This is a genomic window from Chitinophagales bacterium, from assembly GCA_016787225.1.
Taxonomy (GTDB): domain Bacteria; phylum Bacteroidota; class Bacteroidia; order Chitinophagales; family JADJOU01; genus CHPMRC01.
In genome coordinates this window covers 259276-283522 of record JAEUUY010000026.1, presented here as the reverse complement: position 1 = coordinate 283522, position 24247 = coordinate 259276, and the positions used below count along the sequence as shown (strand labels likewise).

Genomic DNA, 24247 nt, shown 5'->3' with positions numbered 1-24247 from the left:
TTTAAATCATTATTTGAACAACTTTTAACCACTTTACTAAACTTTTAATCTTGCATTAGGATTCAAAATATTAAATTTGTCCTCCTTTATATAACTTATAACTAAGAATTCAGTACTTAAAACTAATAATGAAGTGGAACTAGAGAAAAAGGTAATGGACATGCTCAAAGAGGCTATGAAAGCCAAGGATGAGGCTTCATTGCGCACCTTGAGAGCCATAAAAGGAGCTATCTTATTAGCCAAAACAGAGAAAAATGCGGGAGAAATGACTCCTGAGCGCGAAATGCAGTTAATTCAAAAGCTAGCTAAACAGCGTAAAGAGAGTATAGAAATCTATAGTGGACAAGGAATGACGGAACTAGCCACCAAGGAAAGAGAAGAATTGGAGGTTTTGGAAAAATTCTTGCCGAAACAATTGTCAGAAGAAGAAATCAAACCCATAGTGCAGGATTTAATATCCGAATTATGTGTTTCAGATATTAAAGAAATGGGAAAGGTAATAGGTGCAGCCAATAAAAAGTTAGCTGGACAAGCCGAAGGGGCTATCATTTCTAAAATAGTCAAAGAAATCCTCTCAAGAGCTTGATAAATAAGGTAAAAACATTAAACGAACGATAGGCTTAGCTAGTCTATGATAATAATTTTAAAATCAAACTACAATGAATAAATTAACTCTTTTAGTCGCATTGATAATAGCTAGCCAAATATGCTATGGTCAAACAAATAAACAAAAAGCACAGGCTGCTGCTCAGGCCAAGATAGAAGCTAGAAAAAAGCAGGAAGCCCAGATGGTATCAGAATTGGGTGGAGGTAAAACAGCCGTCAGTACAGAACCTGTATCCAAAACATTGACTTGGATGACATTGAATGACGCACTAGCAAAGTCAAAATCTACCAAGAAAAAAATATTGGTAGACTTTTTTACAGATTGGTGCGGATGGTGTAAAAGAATGGATAAGACCACCTATGAAGATCCTCGTGTTATTGAAACATTGAATAGATATTTCTTGCCAGTAAAGTTCAATGCAGAAAGAGAAGATCCAGTTATGTACAAAGGTACTAAATATGAAATGAAAGCTCAAGGAATCAGAAGTACTCATGAATTTGCCATACATCTATTGAGTGGTAAAATGGGATATCCTACTACCTCGTTTCTAGGTGTAGATCATGATTTATTGACCAATGTACCAGGATATATTAATGCAGAAGAAATGGTGTTGATATTGAAATTTTTCGGTGAAAATAAATACTTATCTATGTCTTACGATGATTTCAAAAGAATGGAATCTACACCGAAAAATTAATTCTAAATTTATAGTACAATCCATGAGGCATCTATTGATATGTGGGCTTCTGCTCATTTTGGGTTCTTGTAAAGAAAAAACGGAAAATTCAGATACACAAGTAATAAGCACTGGTGTTGCGCCTTTCGAGGCCAATAAAGATATGATTGCCAATATTTATACCAAAAAAGGCATCATCAAAGTAGGTCTTGAATTTGTAAGAGCTCCTATGACTGTTGCTAATTTCATAGGCTTGGCAGAAGGAAAAATGCCAAATAAGCACAAACCTCTCGGAAAGCCATATTACGATGGTTTAAAGTTTCATAGAGTAGTTGAAAATTTTATGATTCAAGGTGGTTGTCCATTTGGCAAAGGTAATGGTAATCCGGGTTATACGTTTCCGGACGAATTTCATGAAGAGTTAAGTCACGATGGACCAGGTATTCTTTCCATGGCAAATTCTGGCAAAAATACAAATGGCTCTCAGTTCTTCATTACCCATATGAAAACCGAATGGCTCAATGGAGTTCATTCTATTTTTGGACGTGTGATAGAAGGGCAGGATGTGGTCAATAAAATAACAGCGGACGATGTTATTGATAGTATTCGCATATTGCGAAATACGAGCGAAGCGCAAAATTTTGATGCCGTAAAGGTTTTTAATGGACAAAAAGAAATCGTAAATCAGAAAGCACTGGCAGAATTGAAAATGAAATACGAACATCATTTAGCATCGCCTATGTATAAAGCGTTCGAGGAATATGCCAAAAAAGTTTATCCGCAAGCAGTGAAAACGACTTCAGGATTATACTATCTGAAGACTACAGTCACAGAAGATGCTCAAGTAGCTGCTGGAAATATTGTCAAAGTCCACTACAAAGGTATGCTGACCAGCGGTAAAGTGTTTGATGAGTCTTATTCTCGCAAAGAGCCTATACAATTTCCTTTAGGTGGAGGTCAAGTGATAGCAGGCTGGGATGAAGGTATAGCATTACTTCGTAAGGGAGAAAAAGCCACGCTCATAATACCGAGTTATTTGGCCTATGGAGAAAAAGGAGTGCAAGGTGCCATTGGACCTAATGAACCACTTATTTTTGAAGTTTACTTGGTAGATTTTCAATAGTTGACCTCCAAAAGAATTTCCATGCAAAAACTTAATGTGATATTTTAGTGCAAATAGAATGAAATTATTAATAAGTTAAACATAGTATCAAATGAAAAAACTAAATTTATTTATCATGCTTTGTCTGATTAGCATATTCGCTGTGGCTCAGAAAAAATCCACTCCGGCTGTTAAGAAGAAAGCTACAACCACATCAACAAAAACTAAAATGAGTAATCAAAAGCAACCCGGCATTTATGCTACTATTGAAACAGATAAAGGAAATATTGTTATCCTTCTAGAGCACAAAAAAACTCCTATGACCGTCGCTAACTTTGTAGGATTAGCAGAAGGTAAGATGGAGAATACTGCAAAACCATTGGGCGTACCATATTATGATAGTATCAAATTTCACAGAGTGATAACTAAAGGAAATGGTGATCCACAAGACTTTATGATACAAGGTGGAGACCCAACGGGAACAGGAACTAGCGGTCCTGGTTATAACTTCCCTGATGAAATAGAGCCAAGCTTAAAGCATGATGTACCTGGTATTTTATCTATGGCCAATGCTGGTCCTGGAACAAACGGTTCTCAGTTTTTTATAACAGTTACTGCCACACCATGGTTAGATGGGAAACATACCGTATTCGGACGAGTCATTTCTGGCATGGATGTTGTGAATAATATTAAAGTCAATGATGTCATGAAAAAAGTAAGAATCGAGAGGGTAGGTGCTGAAGCCCAAGCTTTCAAGGTAGATAAGGCATCATTTGAAACCTATAAGGTAAAGGCACAAGCCAAAATGGAAGAGCTTCAAAAGGCAGAAAGAGCCAAAATGGAAGAAATGATGAAAGAAATGCAGAGAAAAAATATGGAAGCAGCAAGAACTGATGAGCCAGCGTTTAGAGCAGAAATCAAAAAATTATATCCTACAGCTACATTTACAGCTACAGGATTAGCTTACATCATTGAAAAGCAAGGAACAGGAGAGCGCGCTAAACCAGGAAATACTGTTAGTGTGCACTACAGTGGTGCCTTTACAGATGGTAAAAAATTCGATGCCTCTTATGACCGCAATGAGCCAATTACCTTCCCTCTTGGTCAGGGTATGGTAATCCCAGGATGGGAAGAGGGTATTGCACTTCTTAACAAAGGAGCGAAAGCCAAATTGATTATCCCTTATTGGTTAGCTTATGGAGTAGATGGTCGTCAGCCAGTTATTCCTCCAAAATCTACACTAATTTTTGATACCGAAATGATGGAGATTAAATAGAGCTACACTGTCATTTACAAATAAAAAACCCAAGCCAAGGCTTGGGTTTTTATTTTTTGTTTGGTTCTACTTAGTGATTCTGAAGTTTTTTACTCCATGCTCAGTCGTGATAGACATGCAGTAGTTCCCCCTAGGTAAGGTTTTTAAGACAAGTCTAACATATTTTATAGCCTATCTTTTATTCGAGTTTATTTTCAATTACAAAATTAGACTCTTCTTTTCTAAGAAGAAAATAACCATGTTGCGTTTTTATTAAATTTTGTGCAAAATTCTAACTTACCTTGCCCCACTGCTTCACTTCCTTATTCGTTTTGTGAATATAGTGTCTCAGTGCTTTATATTTTTCTGATGTGAGCTCAGCGTCTTCGTCTATGATATTTTGGGCTACTTGGTTAGCTAATTGTAGGAGGTCAGCATCTTTGGAAATACTGGCTAGTTTGAGTTGAATATCCCCACTCTGTCTAGTGCCATCTATGTCTCCTGGTCCTCTTAATTTGAGGTCTTCCTCAGCTATAAAAAATCCATCGGTGCTTTCTACCATGACCTGCATGCGCTTTCTTGCATCGAGCGATAATTGAAATTCGGTCATTAGGAGGCAATATGACTGGCCGGCACCACGCCCTACTCTACCTCGTAACTGATGCAGCTGCGATAACCCAAATCTATCGGCATTCTCGATGAGCATGACTGAAGCATTGGGGACATTCACCCCTACTTCTATTACGGTAGTAGATACTAAAATTTGAACTTTGCTAGTGACGAATAGCTCCATGTTCGCCGTTTTTTCTTCATTCTTCATTTTGCCATGAACCATGGTCATACTATATTGTGACTCAGGATAAATTTTTTTCAAATCTTCATATCCATCTAATAAATTTTTCAAATCTATTTTGGCGCTTTCTTCTATTAGAGGATATACGATATATACTTGCCGTCCCTTAGCAATTTCTGATTTAATAAACTCATGGCATTGCTGACGATGGGTGTAGAAAAAATGTTTGGTGCTGATAGGTTTCCTGCCAGGAGGTAATTCATCGATAACCGAATAGTCCAAATCACCATACAGCGTCATAGCTAAAGTTCGAGGTATAGGCGTCGCTGTCATCACCAAAACATGTGGGGGTAAATCATTTTTTTTCCATAGGGCTGCTCGTTGTGCCACTCCGAATCTATGCTGCTCATCGATAACTACAATTCCAAGATTTTTAAAAATTACGGTCGGTTCGATAAGAGCATGGGTACCTATCAATATATCTATTTTCCCATGTTCCAATTCGTCTAATATTCTTTTTTTATCCTTAGCTTTAGTAGTCCCTGTGAGAATTTCAGTTTTTACACCTAGTTTATTTGCAAGCTCAGAAATATGCTCATAATGCTGCCTAGCTAAAATCTCTGTAGGTGCCATGATACTCGCCTGAAAGCCATTATCCACCGCCATAAGCATAGTCATAAAGGCTACAATAGTCTTGCCACTTCCTACATCGCCTTGAAGCAGTCGGTTCATCTGTCGACCTTGCATAGTATCACGTCGTATTTCTTTCAAGACACGCTTTTGAGCATGGGTGAGCGGAAAAGGCAAATGCTGATGGTAAAACCGATCGAAATAATTCTCCACACTAGGAAATACATAGCCATGCTGCACTTGCACTCTATGAGCCATTAATTTTTTAAGATGAATCTGCACTTGAAAAAATTCATCAAACTTGATACGTTTGGTTGCATTCAATATTTGTTGATTCGATTTGGGAAAATGAATCTGATATATGGCTTCGGGATAGCTGATTAGCTGATGATTGGATAAAATTTCTTTAGGTAGAAATTCAAAAATTTCGTTTTCATCTAGGTCTGTATAAGCTTGCTTAATTATTTTGAAAATTCCTGCACTGTCTAAACCCTTTTTTTTCATGGCCTCGGAAGAAGGGTAAAGTGGCTGAAACCCGGATAACTTTTCTATATCCTCAGGCAGGGCTTTTCGGAGTTCGGGATGCGCTATCGTGTATTTACTTCCAAATTTCTGCGGTTTGCCAAATACGAGGTAAGAATCTGTAGAAGAAATTCCTTTTTGATAATATTGAACACCTTGAAACCACACAAGCTCTATATCACCGCTTTTATCTCGCAGCTTGGCTGTTAGTCTTCTTTTCGGTCCTTCACCTATCATTTGAAAATTTGAAATAGTACCATAGAGCTGAATATATTGAAGGGATTCATCGACCTCAGCTATTTGATATACTTTTGATTTATCGATATATCGAAATGGAAAATGATGTAGTAAATCATATACAGTGAATATCTGAAAATTTTTCTTCAATAGTTCGCAGCGAGCCGCAGCTAGTCCTGCTATGGACTCGATGGTAGAAGATAATTTTAAACGTACAGACATGTTGGAACTCTAATAGGCAAAGATAAAATTATTTTAGTGGAAATCTTTTGAAAGTAAATTTCATATTTAAAATAGTTTTACCGCTAGAATTGTACAATTAAATTTAAATATAGGAGTTATATCTAGGGTATGAAAAGATTTGTTTTTATAATTCAGTTTTCAATAATTCTTCTAAATCTGGAAGCACAGCGAAGTACAAATTTGACGCCTGCACAGAGAGGAAGTATTATGGTCATTGAAAAGAAAATGCAACGTATCGGTGCTCAATTTTTAGCAGATAGCAGTCAAGATGCCAGATTGAAAGGTACTAGAGATTTTGTGAAACTATTGGTCGAAGCACTCAAGATTGAAAATTCGTTTCAATATAAATTTGATAGTCTGCCATATCTTGCCACGGTCATGCCAGAGGATTCCAGCTTTCGCATTTTTACTTTTCAGGTTGTTTTGAATAACTATACCTTTAGACATTATGGTGCTATACAGTTGAATAGAAAAAATATCAAATTAATTCCTCTTCGAGATTTTTCGGATACATTTCCAATCACTCCTCAATACACTATCACCAATAATAACTGGTTGGGTGCTGTATATTATCGTGTTATAACTAAATTGGTTAATAATAAACCAGTATATTTTTTATTTGGATTTGATCAAAATGATGTTTTGTCAGATAAAAAGTATATCGAACCCATGCAAATTGAGAAAGATTCTATTGCTAAATTTGGTTTACCCATTTTTGAAAAAACCACAAGAGAGTCTTTGCCTCCTAAGCCCAAAAAATTTGGAGATGCTCCCTCGAGACCTGAACCACCTATTATAAAAACCAAGACTTTCTATAGGTATGTTCTTGAGTATAGAAAAAACTCTAATGTATCTTTAAAATATCATAAGTCGAAAGACCTAATTACCCATGACCATACGCCACCTATGGATGGGAAAACGCATGATATAGGATTTATAAAGGTTCCTGACGGCACATACGAAGGACTTCAATGGAAAAAGGACAAGTGGGTTTGGCTAGATTATGTAAAACTCACAGATGAAGAGTCCAATCAACCTATTCGACCAATTCCTATAAAAGATGTAAACAAGATTCCTGCTCGACAGTAGGATTTTAACCTGTGGTAATTAGTTCGTTTAAGTTTTAGATTAGGTTTAACTTGTCAAAACATGCCTTTAATATATTTTAAATTTCCTTTCAATCAAATTGGGCTATAATTGTTTAGTAAAAAAAACACAGTCATTCAGAAATTGAAAAAAATGAAGAAAATATTTGTTTTCATTCTCCTAATATCCTCTCAAATACAAGCACAAGACAAAGCAGAAAAGTCATTTGAGAAATACAAACAATTTTATTCCTTGCTTTATAGCTTTTATGTGGACACAGTAGATTTCCCAAAAATTGTAGAAACCTCTATCAGCAAGGCTTTGGAGACCCTCGATCCGCACTCAGCTTATCTCCCACCTAGAGAAGCTTCAAGCGAAAATGATCGATTACAGGGTAGCTTTGAAGGAATAGGTATTTCATACAATATCATACGCGACACTCTCAATATCGGCGAAGTGATAGCTGGAGGACCGAGTGAGAAGATAGGACTCATGCCTGGTGATAAAATGCTTAAGATAAATGATACGCTTTGGGCTGGTAAGGCTTCCATGAAAGCAGATGACTATGTGAGTAGGCTGCGCGGTAAAAAAGGTACTCAGGTAAAGGTGGTTGTATTGAGAAATAAGGATGTGCTCACATTTGTGATTACAAGAGATGTGATACCTCTTCATAGCGTTGATGCTGCATTTATGATAGATAAGACTTTAGGATATATCAAGCTCAACAAATTTGCACACACGACACCAGCAGAGATAGATACAGCCATGAAAAAATTGAAGAATCAAGGTATGAAAACGATGATTCTCGATTTACAAAATAATGGTGGAGGCCTACTGACCGCTTCCGTAGCACTTAGCAATGAATTCCTAGAAGCAGACAGACTCGTAGTATATACCGAAGGTGAGAAAAGCCCAAAAACGGAATACAAAACCGATAAAGGGGGCAATTTCAAAGACGGTAAATTGATTGTACTCGTGAATGAAAGTTCGGCTAGTGCTAGTGAAATTGTATCGGGTGCTATCCAAGACTGGGATCGGGGCTTGATAGTAGGTCGCAGAACATTTGGAAAAGGCCTTGTGCAACGCCCATTTACACTTAATGACAATTCTCAAATTCGATTAACTACGGCCAAGTATTTTACCCCATCAGGACGATGCATTCAAAAACCTTATACCTCTGATCGCAAGGAATACCGCTCCGATATCTGGAATAGAATGCAATCAGGCGAGCTAACGAGTGAGGATTTACAAGATATGAAAGATGGTAAAATGAAAATAAAGAAAGATGGAAAAGATACGATGGTGACTATTCCTGCTTCTGAAATTAAACAAACGGCGAATGGTCGTAAGGTTTTCGGAGGTGGAGGCGTAACCCCTGATGTGATTGTGCCTATCGATACTAGTATGAACACGGACTATTACTTTAAATTTTTACGTAAAGGCGTACTCTTCAATTTCGCTCAAGATTATGTGACGAAAAATAAGCCGCAACTGCTAGCCAGTTATCCTAATGAAGATTATTTTGTCAATAAATTTTCTGTTGATAAAACCACAATGGATGAACTATTGGAAAAGGGTGCGAAAGAGGATATCCCTCGAAATGATTCTAGTTATCAAAAATCTGAAAAGTTGTTTCAGGTGGTGCTCAAAGCCAATATAGCTCGCTATTTGTATAATTCACAGGCCTTTTATAAAGTCATTATGGATATTGACCCGAGTGTCCAGAGAGCCATAACCCTTAGTCGAGAGAATTTTTCGAAATACAAGGTTAGAAATGAATAAATTTGCAACCTTATGAGTCAGATAAAAATAGGTTTATTCTACGGAACCGATACTGGAAATACAGAAACTATTTCTAATAAAATCAAAGAGCGCATTGATGCTAAATTAGGTGCGGATACGGTCGATGTCATTGAAATTTATAAGAAAGAAGCAGAGGCATTTGCCCCATATAACTATATAATTATAGGAATGCCTACCTGGTATGATGGAGAGTTACAGGGTGATTGGGAAACCTTCTTACCAAAATTTGAAACTATTGATTTTACGAATAAGAAAGTAGCCTTTTTTGGTCTTGGAGATCAGTATGGTTACTCATTTTATTTCTGCGATGGCTTGGGCATATTTCATGATATGGCTTTGAAAAACGGTGCGACGATATGCTGCAAATGGCCGACAGATGGCTATGAATACGATGCAAGCAAAGCGGAGCGCGATGGCATGCTAGTAGGTCTTTGTATCGATGTGGATAATCAAGATGATTTGACAGAGTCACGTTTAGATAAGTGGGTACCCATGGTATTGAGCGAATTTGGGTTAATTTGAAAATGATTCAATATGAAAATTTGAAAATGCTGTCTTTGAGCCTAAGCCTCTTTGTTGCAAATAAGAATGTGATGATGAGTTGATATGAAGATGAGGTATTGAGTCAATTTGTAGGCATAGCTTTCGACAGTGAAAATATTATCTTTGAGCCTTAGAGTCTTTGTGGCAGAAATAAATGTGATAATAAAAAACAATTAATATGAAGTATTCTTTTCTTTTCTTTTTTATGATGATTATTTGTTTGGGAAATTATTCTTGTAAGAAAAAAACTTGTCCTGCCTATCAGGAAAATCAAAAAGAGGAATATAAAATAAAGAATCAAAAGCGTAAAAAAGCTAAGTTGTTCTGACCTAGTATATTTAAATATTTAAAATTAAGAATTCAATATTCAAAATTATATATGATAGATTTCAAAAGAAGAAGCTGGGTTTCAGGAGCGGATAGTTCTGAATTTCCTATCCAAAATTTACCTTTTGGTATTTATAGTAACCACACTAAGTCGAAAAGAGTAGGTGTAGCTATTGGTTCGAAAATAGTAGATTTAGTAGCACTAGCCAAGGCTGGGCTTATCCAAGTATCTCCTAGTGTTTTGGAAAATTCAAGTCTCAATGCATTTATTGCTTTAGGCAAAGCTATCACTAACAAAGTGCGGTTAGATATTGCAGACTTATTAGATGTAAAAAATATTGAGTTTGCTACGAGAGCGGATATTGCTTTGTTCCTTGATGATATGGATGCTGCTACTATGCATATGCCGGTGCAGGTAGGAGATTATACTGATTTTTATTCTTCACGCGACCATGCGACCAATGTAGGTAAGATGTTTCGCGACCCTGCAAATGCTTTACTGCCCAACTGGCTTCATTTGCCTGTAGGCTATCACGGACGTGCGTCTTCTATCGTAGTCTCTGGTACCAATTATCATAGACCCAAAGGTCAGACCAAGCCAGTGGAAACCGAACCACCTGTATATGGACCTTCGAAGAGAATGGATTTCGAATTGGAAGTAGCATTTGTCATAGGCAAGGAAACTCAGCTAGGCCAATCGATTTCTACCAAAGATGCCGAGGATCATATTTTCGGATTGGTATTATTTAATGATTTATCAGCGAGAGATATTCAGCAATGGGAGTATGTGCCTTTAGGTCCATTCTTAGCCAAAAACTTCTGTTCGGTGATTTCCCCATGGATAGTAACTATCGAGGCCTTAGATGCATTCCGAGTGGAAGGGGAGAAGCAAGACCCTAAGGTCTTACCATATCTAGAATTTGAAGGAAAGAAAAATTATGATATCAAACTAGAAGTGAGTTTGACGCCTGAAAATGGAGAGGAAACCATTGTTTCTAAATCCAATTTTAAATATATGTATTGGAATATGTGTCAGCAACTGGCGCACCACACGGTGAATGGTTGCAATATGCGAATAGGTGACATGTTGGCTTCGGGAACTATTTCTGGACCAGAAAAGCATGAATTTGGATCCATGTTAGAGTTAGCATGGAAAGGTACCGAACCTATCCCAATGAAAGACGGTAGTACCCGAGTATTTATGAATGATAATGATACCTGCATCATTCGTGGCTTTGGAGAAAAAGATGGGGTCAAGATAGGATTTGGGGAATGTGTTTCTAAGTTATTACCTGCTTTATAATTCTCAATAATTTTTCAATTAAATGATTCAACGCATACAATCTTTATTCTGGTTAGCTTCTATAATATCACTTGGCTTTTTTCTTTTCACCAATCCTGACATTGAAATTATTGTTCAAGGAATAATAGCTGCAGCTATTCTATTTAATATCATCACTATTTTTTCTTTTCAAAATAGAAAGAGACAAATTTTAATTTCTTACTTAGCTATCTTCTGTATCATAGGCTATATGGGTTATTTTGTAGGGCAGCATTTGAATACTCCATCCAGTATCGAGGCATTGAAAATTATTCCTTTGGCAGTTTCCATTATTCTGAATATATTAGCTAACCATTTCACTAGAAAAGATATAAAACTAGTAGAGGGGTCGAGCAGATTGAGATGATTTTTAGATGTAATGATAAGTCGAAATGATGATGAGGTGATTTTATTGAGGTATTAAGTATAGAGTTTGAGGTATTATTTTAGATTATTGATATTAGAAATTAGAAAAATAGAAAATACTTTCGGCTTTTACTTTGAATTATCTATTTGAATCTCCCTACTTTCAACTAACCACCGACTACTGCGACTGACAACTGTGACTACCAGTTATACAAACTATAAACCATATAATCTATTAACTAAATTAAAATGGCAAAGACAACAGCAAAAAAAACAAATTCTAAGGAAAAATTAAATGTGTCCTTATTGGCGAATATATGTGAAAGACCAGGTGCTCCTGGCTTCGAGCAACCTATTAGAGAATTAATTTTGAAGTCCATTAAAGGTTTGGCTGATGAGGTTACAGTCGATCCATTAGGCAATATATTAGCCATACAGCGAGGAAAGGATAGTTCAAAAAAGGTAATGGTGCCTGCTCACATGGATGAGATTGGATTTATCGTGACACATATCGACAATGATGGGTTTGTTCGCTTTCATACTCTTGGTGGTTTTGATCCAAAAACATTGACCTCGCAGCGCGTTTTAATTCATGGCAAGAATAAAACATTGCTTGGTGTCATGGGCTCCAAACCTATACATGTTATGACACCTGAAGAGCGCAGCAAGACCCCTCAGATACAAGATTATTTTATTGATCTCGGTATGAAGAAAGAAGAGGTCATAAAACATATAGCTGTAGGTGACCCAATTACTCGAGAGCGAGCTTTGGTTGAAATGGGAGATTGTGTCAATTGTAAATCATTAGATAATAGAGTAGCGGTTTTCATTTTGATTGAGACCCTACGAAAATTAAAAGGTAAAAAACTTCCGTATGACTTTTATGGAGTGTTTACCGTGCAAGAAGAAGTGGGTTTAAGAGGTGCTACTACAGCTGCTCATTATTTGGATCCAGACTTTGGTATTTGTTTAGATACTACGATAGCGTTCGATGTGCCGGGCAATAAAGACTTTGATAAAATAACAAAACTAGGAGAAGGAACTGCTATCAAGATAATGGATGGCTCCGTCATTTGTGATTATCGTATGGTGGAGTATATGAAAAACATTGCTGCAAAGAATAAAATTAAGCATCAGATGGAAATATTGACTGCTGGTGGCACGGATACAGGAGCTATTCAGCGTATGGCGAAGAATGGCGCTATCTGTGGCGCAGTGTCTATACCTACACGACATATTCATCAGACCATCGAGACTTGTCACAAAGAAGATATTCAGTTGAGTATTGATTTGCTAGGTTTATGTATTGAAGGTTTGGATAAATTTGATTGGAGTTTTAAATAGTTTAAAGTAGAAAATGTAAAACATTTGCACGTTTTACTATTAACTTTCAGCTTTTAACTTTAGACTATATGTATGGACTATCAACTCCTCGATTGCGGCGATTTTTATAAGATTGAACGATTTGGTGCATACGTTCTAGCTCGCCCTGAACCGCAGGCTCTTTGGGCTCTGAAGAAGCCGCTAGATGATTGGCGAAAAGAAGTGGACGCATTTTATGAACGGAAAAAAGAAGACATCAAATCCAATAAAGAGGATAGTGGAAATTGGATTTTAAGTTCCAAAGTTCCAAACAACTGGATAATTTCTTTAGGTAAATTTTTAGACCAACCTGTACAAGTAAAATTAGCGCTTACTTCATTTAAACATGTGGGTATTTTCCCCGAACAATGGGATAATTGGAATTTTATTTGTCAGCATAGCAGAGAAAATTCTTTATCTGGCAATTTGCTCAATCTCTTTGCCTATACTGGCGTAGCAAGCTTGGTGGGAAATATAGCAGGATATAAAGTAACCCATGTCGATGCGGTGAAGCAAGTGGTTAACTGGGCTAATGAAAATAGAGAAATTTCCAAATTAGAATCAAATATTTCATGGGTAGTAGAAGATGCTATCAAATATTTGCAAAGAGAAATAAAACGAAGTAAAAAATATACTGCTATTCTCCTAGACCCTCCAGCATATGGTAGAGGACCGAATGGAGAGAAATGGGTGCTAGAAAAAGAATTATTTCATCTCTTGATCTTATGCAAGCAAGTGCTAGAAGAAAATAAATCATTTCTCATTATTAATTTGTATTCGCTCAATATTACACCGCTTTTACTAGAAAATATTCTCAAAGAAGTAGGATTATGGTCAGAAGCTTCGCAATGCATGGAGCAGTTTATTCCTTATGGAGAAAATAAAAAATTGCCATTGGGTGTTTGTGGAAGAGTAATTTTCTCATCTTGAATTTAATGAAATTCATTCTAGCTGTTATATTCTTTTTTGCACATACATATTTTTATGCTAGCGATTTTATTTCCGCTAAAGTCATTGGTGTGAAAGATGGAGATACTTACATTGTACTCATAGAAAAAACCCAAGTCACGATACGCCTCGAACATGTGGATTGTCCTGAAAAGAAACAAGCCTTTGGTCAAGCTGCTAAGAAATTTGGTTCGGACTTTTGCTTTGGCAGAGAAGTAAAAGTATTATGGAACAAGGTGAAAGATAGAAACGGACGATGGATAGCAGAAATATATTATAAAGATAAATGCCTTAACAAGGAGTTGGTTCGAAATGGATTGGCTTGGCATTTTAAAAAATACTCTAAGAGCAAAGAATATGCCGATTTAGAAATCGAAGCACGGAAAAATAAAATGGGATTATGGCGAGAAAAAGAGCCAGTTGCTCCTTGGGAGTGGCGAAAATTATAGCTCGTGGAACCCTTCGTCGCAAATATTCCCCCTTTCATCGCATATCATATACTCCTTCATACTTGCTGATTTAACTTTGCGTTAGATTTTTGAACAATTTAAATTTTAAAGTTATGAACAGACCACAAATTAAAAACAGCTTGTTACTAGCAATTTTATTTGCTTTTACCATCATTTCTTGTCAAAAGGAAGATGCCTTGGATACGAGTGCCGATGTAGAAGATGTGACCGATTTTCTAAAAATGGGCGCAAGTGCTGATGCTACAGACTCACCAGCGGTGCGCAAAAAATGTAGGGATATTACCCAAATTGATGTCGCTTCAGTTCGTTCTGAAATTACTTCTTATATCAACACGAACTATGCTGGTGCTAGTATAGAAAAAGCTGGTGTAGATTCACTCGGAAATTTCTTTATCAAAATAGTGAAAGCAGATGGTTCTCATATAGGCTTATTGTTTGATGCCAATGGTAATTTTGTCAAAGAACTATTAAGAGGTCACAAACATAGAAAAGGAACAGAAATTGCTGTAGCTGATTTGCCGGCAAATGCCAGTGCATATATTACTGCAAACTATGCTACCGCTAGTATTCATAAAGCTATTAAAATGGAAGATAGTACTTATAAAGTGATTTTGGTTTTAGCAGATGGCACCTATCAAGGTCTCGCCTTTGATGCCAATGGAAATTTTGTATCTACCGTAACAGTTAAAGACAAGCACGGAAGAAAGAAAAGAAAGAAATAAGATTTTGTTTTCATAGTTTTTGTTTTGAGAGGCTGTTTAATTTCTATTGAACAGCCTCTTCTTATTATATTTACACAAGTAAAATAGAATCTAGTGAGATATATCATAGTCGATGATAATAAACTAGCGCGAATGGCATTAAAACATATCGCTGCTGGAATACCTAATATCGAATTCTTAGGGGAATGTGAAAGTGCAGCTGAAGCTATGGAGTTTATTGCAAAAGGAAGCATTGACTTTATGCTGCTCGATATCGAAATGCCTGAAATGAATGGTCTGGAATTAGCACGACATGCCTCTGCGAAAAAAGTCTGGATTATCTTCACTACAGGTAAGACAGAATATGCGATCGATGCATTCTATACAAATGTCATAGACTATGTAGTCAAACCAGTGAGCATAGAAAGACTGTCTGTGGCTATCGACAAGCTCAAAGAAGTAAATCAGTATAGACAGCAGAATAATTCGAATGAAGAAGAATATTTTTATATCAAAGATAAAGGGGTATTGATAAAAATTCTTCTATCCGAAGTTACCTATTTCGAAGCACTAGGCGACTATGTAAAAATACATACTAGGTATAAAAATTATGCCATGCGTATCACGATGAAAAATATTGAAGAAAAATTAAATTCTCTACATTTCGTGCGCGTACATCGCTCTTATATTGTGGCGCTGAACTGTATCGATAAGCTACATGACCATACCATACATATTGGCTCGAATGATATTCCCATAGCAGATTCCTATAAAAAATCTTTATTAGAGAAAATGAACCGATACTCCTAGATATGTTTGGCAAATCCACTCAGTTTTTTGTTTTCATTATCTTCCTACTTGCTTTTGGAGTCCTAGTTTTTTTAAACTATAAATCATATACCTCTACAAAATATCTTATAGAAAATAATGATGAGCTAGTAGAAGAACTGGAGCTATCGAGTAATATTCAATTCTTTCAAATACATCTGGTGCTAATGGACAATGCACTATCCAGAGTCATTAACGATAGAAGTAAAGAAAGTATAGACGAAATTGAAAGGGAAGTTAAAATTATAAAACTTTCATCAAATTATCTTCAAGCTATGTATTATCAGCATAAGCAGGAAGCTATATACCAAGAGTTCGATCGATATTTGTCGAAGAAATTAGATCTGTGTCAAAGGATAATAGATGCCTTTAAAAAGCAGGATAAAATTTCTCCAAACATTATAACAGAAATCAAAGCAAGCGCAGAATGGAATGACATCATCAACGACCAATTGTATCAGCTAGAAGAAATCACGGAAAAAAAGGTAAGAGAAAAATCTGAGGAAATTAAAACGACTGAACGCAATACCCAACGACTCAATGTTATACTTATCGTCATATCCACATTGCTAATTACTTTGGCATTGATATATATATTCAATAAAATCAAACGTCAACAAGTATTGATCACCGAGCTAGAGCAGGCGAAGATGAAAGAAATCAAACTACATAAAATCAAAGATGATTTTATAGCCAATATGAGTCATGAGATACGAACGCCCCTCAATGTGATTCTCGGTTTTACTTCACTCATGGAAAGGGAAAAACTGACAGCAAGATTGAGTGAAATGGTGCAAACGCTTAAAAATGCAGGCGGACAATTGATGTTTATTGTCAACCAAGTTCTAGATGTAGCGAAAATGGAGGAAGGTAGATTAGAATTAAATGCTAAGCCTTTTCAGTTGAAGCAACTTGTCCATATTCTCGATAGTTCTTATAGAAAAATGATTGAGGATAAGGGTATTCAATTAGAAATCCAAAGTAATATCAAACAAGGTAATACTGCTGTAGGAGACCAAGTCAAGCTGATTCAAATAGGTTCGAATCTTCTTTCCAATGCACAAAAATTTACCGCCAAGGGTACAATAACTCTACAATTAAATCTCCACCAAGAAGAAACCCAATACTTACTAGAGATTGTCGTTTCAGATACGGGTATCGGTATCGAGGCCTCCAAAATATCGACCATCTTTGACCGCTTCGAGCAGGCAGACAATAATATCACAAGAAACTACGGAGGCACAGGGCTGGGACTGGCTATTGTGAAACAACTCGTAGATATCATGAACGGGAAAATAGAACTAGATTCCAAACTGGGCATGGGAAGTAGATTCAAGGTTACAATTCCTATTCAAATAGAAAAGAATACTATAATAGAGCAAACTATAGCTCCAAGTGACTACGAAATCATTCGAGGAACAAATATACTCGTCATAGAAGACAATAGTTTAAATACCAAATTAATTCAAAATTGGTTGGAACCACCAGGACTCAATACTACCTATGCCGTTTCAGCTATGGAAGCTTTAGATATACTGAAAAATCAAGTATTCGATATCATACTACTCGATATTCAAATGCCGGGCATGGATGGCTATACCTGTGCTCGACATATCAGAAATGAACTTAATCTTAAACTTCCTATCATAGGCATGACGGCGCATACGCGCAAGCAGGATATACTCGACTGCTATGCAGCTGGCATGCATGCTCACATCGCCAAACCTATAGATAAGTCCGAGTTATTTTATTTATTGTCCATGTATAGTCATATTCAGCATATCCATCTTATCAATCATGACTATCTCAAAAAACTCTCAGGTGACAATGAAGCTTTCATCCAAGATTTAAAAACTGAATTTCTAAAACAAACACCTATAGAAAATGAAAAGCTGCGGAAGGCCTTTTTTGAAGATAATTTAGACCTTATCAAAGCTACTGCTCATACCTTAAAAACCAATAATGGCTATATCGGTACCGATGAAAAATTCATTGAAATATTTCAATCGATAGATAACTTAAAAGAATTACCTATGAATTATAATAATTACTTTTTAGTAGAATATTTGTTTGAGAAGGTGAAGGGGGAGGTAGAATAGAGAACCTTGTAAATTTGAATATTCACTATCACATGAAGCTAGTCTGAAGATATGCATAGCTGTGGATAAGATGTATTATGATGCTCCAGATGTTTATTTTTTTACCGCAAAGGACACAAAGGTGGTGCAGAGGACACAAAGTTTTTTTCTTGTAAATTAGGAATCTTTCTCTTCTCTGACTCTCCTACCAAGGGACTCAGAGAGGTTGCAGTAAGATGTTATGTTAGCCGAGTTCTCTTTGAGATGCTCATCATATGGAAGTAAAGTAGTTGTAAAAATAGGCAAAAGGTAGTTTTCTTTATTTTATAAGGAAAGTTACTTGAGTTAGTTTTTTATCTTTAAACGCAATTAAACAATTTGTTTTTACATTTTGATTTTCTGAAGCACAAATCATAGGCATAGGACAAACAAATTTAATAGATTCTATTCCTGCTATAGATTCACTCACTGTCTCACCAGTAATTTCAGTTCCTCCTATTTTTAACGTTCCCTTAAAGGCTTGTTCAGGAAATTTTTTATCGCCATCCCAGTTATAGTTTATTCCAAGTTCTTTTATTTGACCTTTTGAAGTGAAAAATACTATTCCAAACTCTTCATAAAAATAACTTTTCTCACCACTAGGGTAATCTTCTATTTTGCTTGGTTTTCCCAGATTCTCTATTAAAGCATTAACATTTGTCTTGCCGTCAATTTTCTTTGTATTAATTGTTAGTTCTGCTAAATCCGAGTATTCAATATCTATTGTACTTGTTTGTCCAGCAACATAATTAGCAGTTAAGCTGAAAAGACAAAAAAGTCCTAGAATATTCATTTTTATCATTGTTATTTTTTTTATGTAAATACTAATTCTGTTAGCGCAAATGTACAAAGATTCATTTTATGTCAGATATATCAAACATTTTCAAAAATAATCCAAACCTCGCAACTATCACTTTTTGATTTCTCTCTCAACCCTTTCGTCGCAAATTTATCCCGATTCATCGACTAAATTTTGATGCCCTCTAGATAGCCTTTACTTTTGTATCAGTTTTTAACCCATTAAATTTTTAAGTCATGAAAAAATTATTTTTATTGTTAGCATTTGGATTTTTTGCTTTGAACCAACTTGCTGCTCAGGAGGCTCCTAGAGAAAATAAGGAGGCAAGAAAAGAAGCAAGGCAAGCTAAGAAAGAGGCTAGAGAAGCCAAAAAAGAAGCCAAAGAGGATCGTAAAGAAGCTAAAGAAGACCGTAAGGAGGCGCGTGAAGCTAAAAAAGAAGCCAAAGAAGAGCGTAAAGAAGCTCGTGAAGCAAAAAAAGAGGCTAGAGAGGCAAGAAAGGACGCTCGTGAAGCCAAGAAAGAGGCTAGAGAGAATAAGAAGCCATAGTGAAAATATAGAGCCTATTGGTGAATTGGTCCTGCCTTCACCAATAGGCTAATTTAAACTTCTGACTATAATCTCTTGTCTGTGTATATAAGATTCTTAGTAGTTTTGTCATTCAATAACAAGCAAATGAAACGATATTTTTTCTTGGTTGTTTTTTACTTCCTATTCATGAGTGTATCCTCTGCACAAGAAAAGCCGAATGCAGAAAATAGAGAGAATCGCAAGTCTATCCAAGATGCTAAACAAGATATGCGCGAAGCCAAGCGAACAGCTCGGGAAGCTAAGCAAGAAGCTAGAGAAGCTCGAAAGGATGCCCGTGAAGCTAAAAGAGATGCTCAAGAAGCACGACGTGAAGCGAAAGAGGCTAAGCGGGATGCACAAGAAGCAAGGCGCGAATCGAAAGAAGCTCGCAGAGAAAATCGCGAAGGCAGAGGGCGCTAATTTTTTTATCAATTCTAATTTAATCAATGGTATCGAAGTGGATAGTAGTAAATATTTTTACAATAAGTTTCTTATATACAGAAGCGCAGGTAGATAGCACTTCAGCTATTACAGATACTATACAAGACACTACAATAATCAAAACCTACAACGAAGCTAAATTTTCTATTCAGACAGGAAACAATCTCGCACAAGTAGGTCAGGCTATGACTACGAATGTATTCTACCTAAGACCAGGAGCCGTTTTTTACCATAAATCGGGTTTATATGCAGGAGCCAATCTCACTTATATGCCTATGGATAGCTCGAAGAAGTTAGATAATTTCAACCTCAGCGCAGGCTATAGTATCGATCTATCAGACTATTTTTCGACAGGTATCGATTATACGTTTAGTCAGTATTATACTACCAAGCAAGTAGCATCGAGTGCTGCACATATGATAAGCCCCTACATCACTTGGGAAAATAAAATTTTATCTCCCACACTCACTCCTATGTTTTTATTAGGTACGACGACAGATATTGCTGTGCAGCTAGACTTGAGTCATATCTTTATTTTCAAATCTGTTTTTCATCCAAAAGGAAAACTAACGATTCCTCTTTCAGTAGGAGCTATTGGTGGCACATCGGAATACTATACGACAAATGTTTTGCGAAATAAAAAAGGTAGAACTTTAACTTTTACTAATACTAAGTCTCAATTGGCACTTACCAGCGTATATGCTATGGCTACCATTAAATATAAAATCAATCGTACGGCCTTTAGCTTTAACACAAGCTACTATCACAATACGGATCCCAACAATAGCGATGTTTCGAACAATACTCCTGTATTTCGATTTATCTTAGCTTATTATTTGTAACATTGGTATTAGATATCCCCTTCTTGTGGTCTTATGATAATATCCTCGACACAGGCGCTGGGTGATAATTGCGATGTTGTATATATTATTTCGGCTATATCGCTTGGCTGAATAAATCGATTATCAGGTAGGTCTACCCCTGCCCAGCTATCCGTCAATACTGCTCCAGGATAAATACCTGTCACCTTCACATGTTTAGATTTTAACTCATTACGGATTTGTTTGGTGTATCCTGTGAGTGCAAATTTCGCTACGGTATATCCACCTCCATTATCATAATCTTTCAGACCAGCAATAGAAGAAATATTAAAAACATGGCCGGATTTATTTTTTATCATTTGGGGAATGATACATTTGCCCATCCAATATGCACTAAATAAATTGACTCGCATTAAGTAGTCTAAACTATCATCAAAGTTTTCAGCGCACAGGTCTCCTTGTTGAAAAAGTCCAGCATTATTGACGAGGATATCTATACTGCCGAATTCTTTAAGGCAGTTCTTTGCAAAACGCAATACGGCGTCTTGGTTTTCCATATCAAGTGCTTCCGCATAAATTTTTATATTCGCATTGATACTTTGAAGATGCTGTTTCGCCTTAGTCACGCTGTCTGGATTCTTACTACAAAAAGCAAGATTCCATCCTACATATGCGTATTTTTCTAAAATGGCTAAGCCTATACCGCGGCTAGAACCAGTAACAATGATATTCATATGGTATTTTCAGTTTGTATGTTGTCAAAAAAACTATTCGTTATTAACTATTCACTATTAGTTGTTAATAGCATTTGTAAAAATACTAAAATTCGTTTGCCCATAGTTTCTTCGTTTCCAAAGATGCGGGTGGGTGTCAAAATTGTATTTCGGATCATGTTCGAGAATGAACCAGCCCTGTCCCTCTATGATTTCTTTTTGAATTATAAGGTCTGGAATCATGGCCAGATTTGGAAGTTTATAAGGGGGTCCTGCAAAAATGACATCAAAAGATTCACGACAATTTTCGATATAGTCAAAGACATCCATTTGTAAAATACGATGCCCTTTTAACTCCAGTTTTTCAGATGTTTTAGTTATAAATTTGATGGCTTCAGTATTGAGTTCTACCGTCGTGATATCGCTACAGCCGCGCGATCCAAACTCAAGGCTTATATTTCCTGTTCCACCAAATAAATCAAGAAAACGGATATTATCAAAATTGAAATAATTATCGAGGATATTAAATAATGCCTCTTTAGCTAAATCTGTCGTAGGTCTTGTAGGCTCTAATTTGGGTTGATTGAGTTTGTAGCCTTTATGTATTCCGCCTATTATCCGCATTTGATAGTTACTAGTTTTAAGTCGCTAGTTGCCAGTTGATATCATTATCTAGTAGCTATAACCTTGTAACTTGAAACTTTATTTAGCTGCAAAGAATTAAATCTCCATAAATCTCCCAGAAGGATAAAGGAAAACCAAAGGTCTCTTCCGCTTTTGAATTGAATGCAGGAAAATGATTTTTCAATTGAGTGAAAATTTCAGCATTTTCTTCTTTTCTCACACTCGTGATAAAGATATCAGAGGAATTAGGATCTACATTAAACTCCTTCATATTTCGAGCGATAATACTCGCATAGTCTTTAGAAGATGCATCAAAGGTATTGCATTGGATTAATTCACCATTTCTAAAAAGAATAAACTCAAGGAATTTAGTTTTGATAGACACAAAGGTCAAATCTTTACTAGTTGATTTTCTTTTTAGTACTTCAAAGCTAGGTCTATGATATGAAAAGAATTGTGCATTCTCAAAGGTGAAAAACAAATCATTATAGACTCTGAACGGATAGTTGTAAAATTCACGCGAACGAATCGTATCCAAATCATCCACCAATAGCTTCTCTGCTGGTTCGCTATATATAGTTCGGTAGGCAGAATAACTATCTATGCCAGCTAACTCGGTTTGAGGTACGAGAACAAATGTAGATTCACAATGAAATACATTTTTAATCACAGCAGAACGGTATGCTGCAGGTATCTGGTCTAATGCCATTTGAATCTGTGTAGAATAGACCCCAGGTATGTTTAAATCACGAAATTGGAAATGAACGAAAGCACTCATCGGTTGGCCTATCTTTTCGTATCCTGTCAAAATCAAGGCATCTCTATACACAAGTATATCAGCCTTTTCAAATTTCATGTTTTCATTAGGATGATAGGCGTGCAGTACTTTTAATAATTTGTTCTCCATGGGTGATTTGATTGATATAAACGTTAATTTAAATATAATTCTCTTACTTTGCAAAGTTATGGAAAGAATACCAAGTTACAAAGAAATTTTCCAAATAGCTCTACCTATCATGTTAGGGGGTATTAGCGAGACTATTTCTGCTATCGTAGATACTGCTTTCATGGGGAAGTTAGGTACTTTGGCTATGGATGGTATGGGAATGGCCAATATTTTTCTGCTTATCATTATTATGATAGGTTGGAGTTTTTCACGAAGTATTCAGATTCTCGTTTCTCAAAATTTCGGAGCCGAAAATTTTTCAAATATAGGCTCTATAGTCCAACATGCCTTGGTTGTTTTATTTCCGATTGGACTTTTGCTCTTTGGCATCTTGTATAGTTCCAATGCTTATTTTTTAAAATTTATCATAGATAATGATTCCATTCATAAAATAGCCTCTGAGGTTTGCTCTATTCGTTCTTATGGTATGCCTATTGTCATGATGACATTAGTTTTTTCTGGTTTTTTCACCGGATTAGGGCAAACCAAGATTTTATTATTTTCTCAAGCAGCAGCAGCTATTTCCAATATTATTCTCAATTATATACTCGTCTTTGGGAAACTGGGAATGCCTGTAATGGGTTATCAGGGTAGTGCCACAGCTACGGTCGTTTCGGAGGGTATAGCACTGGTAGTTTTATTGGGATATCTGGCTTTTCAATCTGATCTTTTAAAACGTTATGAACTTCTCATTCGAAAGAAGTTTAGTCTTCATCTTGTGAGAGAAATAATGCGCTTGGCTGCTCCTATGGTAGTTTTACATGCCTTTAGCTTAGGGTCATGGGTATATTTCTTTTCTTTGATAGAAAAAATGGGAGAGAAAGAATTGGCTATCTCTATGGTTTTAAAACAGTTGTTTTCCGCTATTACCATTCCAGGTTTTTGCCTAGCCAGCACTGCGAATACGATTGTAGGACAATTAGTAGGAAGTAGAAAAATTGATCTTATTATGCCTTCAATTTGGAAAGTAGTCAAACTCAATTATACCATCTTAATTAGTCTTGCAATATTGACATATATCTTTCGTTACCCTATAGTTTCCTTATTTACGACGGATGCAGCTGTGATTACTAATATATCCATGCCTTTGATAGCCTTGTTAATGGCTTATTTAGTTATCCCTTCGTCAAATGTACTTTTTAATAGTATCTCTGCATTGGGGAGTACAAAAATTCCACTATATCTAGAGACAATTAATTTGTTTTTTTACCTGCTCTACATGTTTGTATTTATCCATATCATGAAGTCTAGTCTATTTGTTGCATGGCTGGCTGAAATCGAGTATTGGATTTTCTTGCTTATCTTTTGTTTTATCTATTTTTATAAGATGGATTGGAAGAAAAACATCATATATTTGGATAAATAATTGAGGTTAAAAGTATAAAGGTGAAAGTCAA

General features: G+C 36.1%; 25 protein-coding genes. 20 read left to right on the top strand and 5 right to left on the bottom strand.

All coding sequences use genetic code 11. The annotated features are described in order from the left end of the window. Positions 1-133: 133 nt before the first annotated feature. From JNL75_10575 to JNL75_10560, 4 genes are all read left to right on the top strand, one after another. On the top strand, positions 134-586 hold the full coding sequence (locus tag JNL75_10575; protein ID MBL7790261.1) for a GatB/YqeY domain-containing protein: 453 nt from the start codon (positions 134-136) through the stop codon (positions 584-586). A gap of 73 nt (positions 587-659) precedes the next feature. After that, entirely contained in the window at positions 660-1304 is a 645-nt protein-coding gene (locus JNL75_10570; GenBank protein MBL7790260.1) for a DUF255 domain-containing protein, read from the top strand. A 22-nt stretch (positions 1305-1326) separates the two neighbouring features. Further along, complete coding sequence (locus tag JNL75_10565; protein MBL7790259.1) at positions 1327-2406, top strand: peptidylprolyl isomerase; 1080 nt, start codon at positions 1327-1329, stop codon at positions 2404-2406. A gap of 91 nt (positions 2407-2497) precedes the next feature. After that, on the top strand, positions 2498-3661 hold the full coding sequence (locus JNL75_10560; protein ID MBL7790258.1) for a peptidylprolyl isomerase: 1164 nt from the start codon (positions 2498-2500) through the stop codon (positions 3659-3661). A gap of 271 nt (positions 3662-3932) precedes the next feature. On the opposite strand, the gene recG is transcribed toward JNL75_10560, so the two are convergent. Beyond that, complete coding sequence (recG, locus tag JNL75_10555; GenBank protein MBL7790257.1) at positions 3933-6044, bottom strand: ATP-dependent DNA helicase RecG; 2112 nt, start codon at positions 6042-6044, stop codon at positions 3933-3935. Positions 6045-6173: 129 nt separating this feature from the next. On the opposite strand from recG, the gene JNL75_10550 reads away from it, so the two are divergent. The 12 genes from JNL75_10550 to JNL75_10495 all read left to right on the top strand — a co-directional run bounded on the left by JNL75_10550 (position 6174) and on the right by JNL75_10495 (position 17919). Then, positions 6174-7154: a hypothetical protein gene (locus tag JNL75_10550; GenBank protein ID MBL7790256.1), complete on the top strand. Its 981-nt coding sequence runs from the start codon at positions 6174-6176 to the stop codon at positions 7152-7154. Positions 7155-7304: 150 nt separating this feature from the next. Next, positions 7305-8933 carry a S41 family peptidase gene (locus JNL75_10545; GenBank protein ID MBL7790255.1) on the top strand — a complete coding sequence of 543 codons (1629 nt, stop codon included), beginning with the start codon at positions 7305-7307 and terminating at the stop codon, positions 8931-8933. Between the two features lie 12 nt (positions 8934-8945). Continuing rightward, the gene (locus tag JNL75_10540; protein ID MBL7790254.1) at positions 8946-9476 is read left to right on the top strand and encodes a flavodoxin; all 531 of its coding nucleotides are present in this window, start codon (positions 8946-8948) and stop codon (positions 9474-9476) included. Between the two features lie 199 nt (positions 9477-9675). Beyond that, positions 9676-9825, top strand: a complete 150-nt coding sequence (locus JNL75_10535; GenBank protein ID MBL7790253.1) for a hypothetical protein — start codon at positions 9676-9678, stop codon at positions 9823-9825. Positions 9826-9876: 51 nt separating this feature from the next. Further along, complete coding sequence (fahA, locus tag JNL75_10530) at positions 9877-11127, top strand: fumarylacetoacetase (GenBank protein MBL7790252.1); 1251 nt, start codon at positions 9877-9879, stop codon at positions 11125-11127. A gap of 22 nt (positions 11128-11149) precedes the next feature. Further along, positions 11150-11512: a DUF4293 family protein gene (locus tag JNL75_10525; protein MBL7790251.1), complete on the top strand. Its 363-nt coding sequence runs from the start codon at positions 11150-11152 to the stop codon at positions 11510-11512. Positions 11513-11760: 248 nt separating this feature from the next. Further along, positions 11761-12855 (top strand): M42 family metallopeptidase, encoded by a 1095-nt coding sequence (locus tag JNL75_10520; GenBank protein ID MBL7790250.1) that lies wholly within the window; start codon positions 11761-11763, stop codon positions 12853-12855. 72 nt (positions 12856-12927) lie between these two features. Further along, positions 12928-13803 (top strand): class I SAM-dependent methyltransferase, encoded by an 876-nt coding sequence (locus JNL75_10515; protein MBL7790249.1) that lies wholly within the window; start codon positions 12928-12930, stop codon positions 13801-13803. A gap of 5 nt (positions 13804-13808) precedes the next feature. After that, positions 13809-14270 (top strand): thermonuclease family protein, encoded by a 462-nt coding sequence (locus JNL75_10510; protein MBL7790248.1) that lies wholly within the window; start codon positions 13809-13811, stop codon positions 14268-14270. A 113-nt stretch (positions 14271-14383) separates the two neighbouring features. Then, the gene (locus tag JNL75_10505; GenBank protein ID MBL7790247.1) at positions 14384-15013 is read left to right on the top strand and encodes a PepSY-like domain-containing protein; all 630 of its coding nucleotides are present in this window, start codon (positions 14384-14386) and stop codon (positions 15011-15013) included. A gap of 93 nt (positions 15014-15106) precedes the next feature. Continuing rightward, on the top strand, positions 15107-15802 hold the full coding sequence (locus JNL75_10500) for a response regulator transcription factor (GenBank protein ID MBL7790246.1): 696 nt from the start codon (positions 15107-15109) through the stop codon (positions 15800-15802). A 2-nt stretch (positions 15803-15804) separates the two neighbouring features. Then, positions 15805-17919 (top strand): response regulator, encoded by a 2115-nt coding sequence (locus tag JNL75_10495; GenBank protein MBL7790245.1) that lies wholly within the window; start codon positions 15805-15807, stop codon positions 17917-17919. 298 nt (positions 17920-18217) lie between these two features. Here the strand turns inward: JNL75_10495 and JNL75_10490 are convergent, their stop codons facing one another. Then, the gene (locus JNL75_10490; protein MBL7790244.1) at positions 18218-18730 is read right to left on the bottom strand and encodes a hypothetical protein; all 513 of its coding nucleotides are present in this window, start codon (positions 18728-18730) and stop codon (positions 18218-18220) included. Positions 18731-18972: 242 nt separating this feature from the next. Here JNL75_10490 and JNL75_10485 point away from each other — a divergent pair, with 242 nt between their 5' ends. The 3 genes from JNL75_10485 to JNL75_10475 all read left to right on the top strand — a co-directional run bounded on the left by JNL75_10485 (position 18973) and on the right by JNL75_10475 (position 20588). Beyond that, positions 18973-19284 (top strand): hypothetical protein, encoded by a 312-nt coding sequence (locus tag JNL75_10485; protein MBL7790243.1) that lies wholly within the window; start codon positions 18973-18975, stop codon positions 19282-19284. A gap of 168 nt (positions 19285-19452) precedes the next feature. After that, complete coding sequence (locus tag JNL75_10480) at positions 19453-19725, top strand: hypothetical protein (GenBank protein ID MBL7790242.1); 273 nt, start codon at positions 19453-19455, stop codon at positions 19723-19725. Between the two features lie 26 nt (positions 19726-19751). Then, the gene (locus JNL75_10475) at positions 19752-20588 is read left to right on the top strand and encodes a hypothetical protein (protein MBL7790241.1); all 837 of its coding nucleotides are present in this window, start codon (positions 19752-19754) and stop codon (positions 20586-20588) included. A gap of 8 nt (positions 20589-20596) precedes the next feature. On the opposite strand, the gene JNL75_10470 is transcribed toward JNL75_10475, so the two are convergent. The 3 genes from JNL75_10470 to JNL75_10460 all read right to left on the bottom strand — a co-directional run bounded on the left by JNL75_10470 (position 20597) and on the right by JNL75_10460 (position 22811). After that, entirely contained in the window at positions 20597-21301 is a 705-nt protein-coding gene (locus JNL75_10470; GenBank protein MBL7790240.1) for an SDR family oxidoreductase, read from the bottom strand. Between the two features lie 57 nt (positions 21302-21358). After that, positions 21359-21904: an RsmD family RNA methyltransferase gene (locus tag JNL75_10465; protein ID MBL7790239.1), complete on the bottom strand. Its 546-nt coding sequence runs from the start codon at positions 21902-21904 to the stop codon at positions 21359-21361. Between the two features lie 82 nt (positions 21905-21986). Then, the gene (locus JNL75_10460; protein ID MBL7790238.1) at positions 21987-22811 is read right to left on the bottom strand and encodes a DUF3822 family protein; all 825 of its coding nucleotides are present in this window, start codon (positions 22809-22811) and stop codon (positions 21987-21989) included. A 58-nt stretch (positions 22812-22869) separates the two neighbouring features. Between JNL75_10460 and JNL75_10455 the strand changes: the two genes are divergently transcribed. Beyond that, complete coding sequence (locus JNL75_10455; GenBank protein MBL7790237.1) at positions 22870-24216, top strand: MATE family efflux transporter; 1347 nt, start codon at positions 22870-22872, stop codon at positions 24214-24216. Positions 24217-24247: the final 31 nt, after the last annotated feature.

Excerpts from the sequence above, each read along its gene's own strand:
- JNL75_10570 (MBL7790260.1), top strand. The coding sequence starts at position 660 with ATGAATAAATTAACTCTTTTAGTCGCATTGATAATAGCTAGCCAAATA.
- JNL75_10565 (MBL7790259.1), top strand. The coding sequence starts at position 1,327 with ATGAGGCATCTATTGATATGTGGGCTTCTGCTCATTTTGGGTTCTTGT.
- JNL75_10560 (MBL7790258.1), top strand. The coding sequence starts at position 2,498 with ATGAAAAAACTAAATTTATTTATCATGCTTTGTCTGATTAGCATATTC.
- recG (MBL7790257.1), bottom strand. The coding sequence starts at position 6,044 with ATGTCTGTACGTTTAAAATTATCTTCTACCATCGAGTCCATAGCAGGA.
- JNL75_10550 (MBL7790256.1), top strand. The coding sequence starts at position 6,174 with ATGAAAAGATTTGTTTTTATAATTCAGTTTTCAATAATTCTTCTAAAT.
- JNL75_10545 (MBL7790255.1), top strand. The coding sequence starts at position 7,305 with ATGAAGAAAATATTTGTTTTCATTCTCCTAATATCCTCTCAAATACAA.
- JNL75_10540 (MBL7790254.1), top strand. The coding sequence starts at position 8,946 with ATGAGTCAGATAAAAATAGGTTTATTCTACGGAACCGATACTGGAAAT.
- JNL75_10535 (MBL7790253.1), top strand. The coding sequence starts at position 9,676 with ATGAAGTATTCTTTTCTTTTCTTTTTTATGATGATTATTTGTTTGGGA.
- fahA (MBL7790252.1), top strand. The coding sequence starts at position 9,877 with ATGATAGATTTCAAAAGAAGAAGCTGGGTTTCAGGAGCGGATAGTTCT.
- JNL75_10525 (MBL7790251.1), top strand. The coding sequence starts at position 11,150 with ATGATTCAACGCATACAATCTTTATTCTGGTTAGCTTCTATAATATCA.
- JNL75_10520 (MBL7790250.1), top strand. The coding sequence starts at position 11,761 with ATGGCAAAGACAACAGCAAAAAAAACAAATTCTAAGGAAAAATTAAAT.
- JNL75_10515 (MBL7790249.1), top strand. The coding sequence starts at position 12,928 with ATGGACTATCAACTCCTCGATTGCGGCGATTTTTATAAGATTGAACGA.
- JNL75_10510 (MBL7790248.1), top strand. The coding sequence starts at position 13,809 with ATGAAATTCATTCTAGCTGTTATATTCTTTTTTGCACATACATATTTT.
- JNL75_10505 (MBL7790247.1), top strand. The coding sequence starts at position 14,384 with ATGAACAGACCACAAATTAAAAACAGCTTGTTACTAGCAATTTTATTT.
- JNL75_10495 (MBL7790245.1), top strand. The coding sequence starts at position 15,805 with ATGTTTGGCAAATCCACTCAGTTTTTTGTTTTCATTATCTTCCTACTT.
- JNL75_10490 (MBL7790244.1), bottom strand. The coding sequence starts at position 18,730 with ATGAATATTCTAGGACTTTTTTGTCTTTTCAGCTTAACTGCTAATTAT.
- JNL75_10485 (MBL7790243.1), top strand. The coding sequence starts at position 18,973 with ATGAAAAAATTATTTTTATTGTTAGCATTTGGATTTTTTGCTTTGAAC.
- JNL75_10480 (MBL7790242.1), top strand. The coding sequence starts at position 19,453 with ATGAGTGTATCCTCTGCACAAGAAAAGCCGAATGCAGAAAATAGAGAG.
- JNL75_10475 (MBL7790241.1), top strand. The coding sequence starts at position 19,752 with ATGGTATCGAAGTGGATAGTAGTAAATATTTTTACAATAAGTTTCTTA.
- JNL75_10470 (MBL7790240.1), bottom strand. The coding sequence starts at position 21,301 with ATGAATATCATTGTTACTGGTTCTAGCCGCGGTATAGGCTTAGCCATT.
- JNL75_10465 (MBL7790239.1), bottom strand. The coding sequence starts at position 21,904 with ATGCGGATAATAGGCGGAATACATAAAGGCTACAAACTCAATCAACCC.
- JNL75_10460 (MBL7790238.1), bottom strand. The coding sequence starts at position 22,811 with ATGGAGAACAAATTATTAAAAGTACTGCACGCCTATCATCCTAATGAA.
- JNL75_10455 (MBL7790237.1), top strand. The coding sequence starts at position 22,870 with ATGGAAAGAATACCAAGTTACAAAGAAATTTTCCAAATAGCTCTACCT.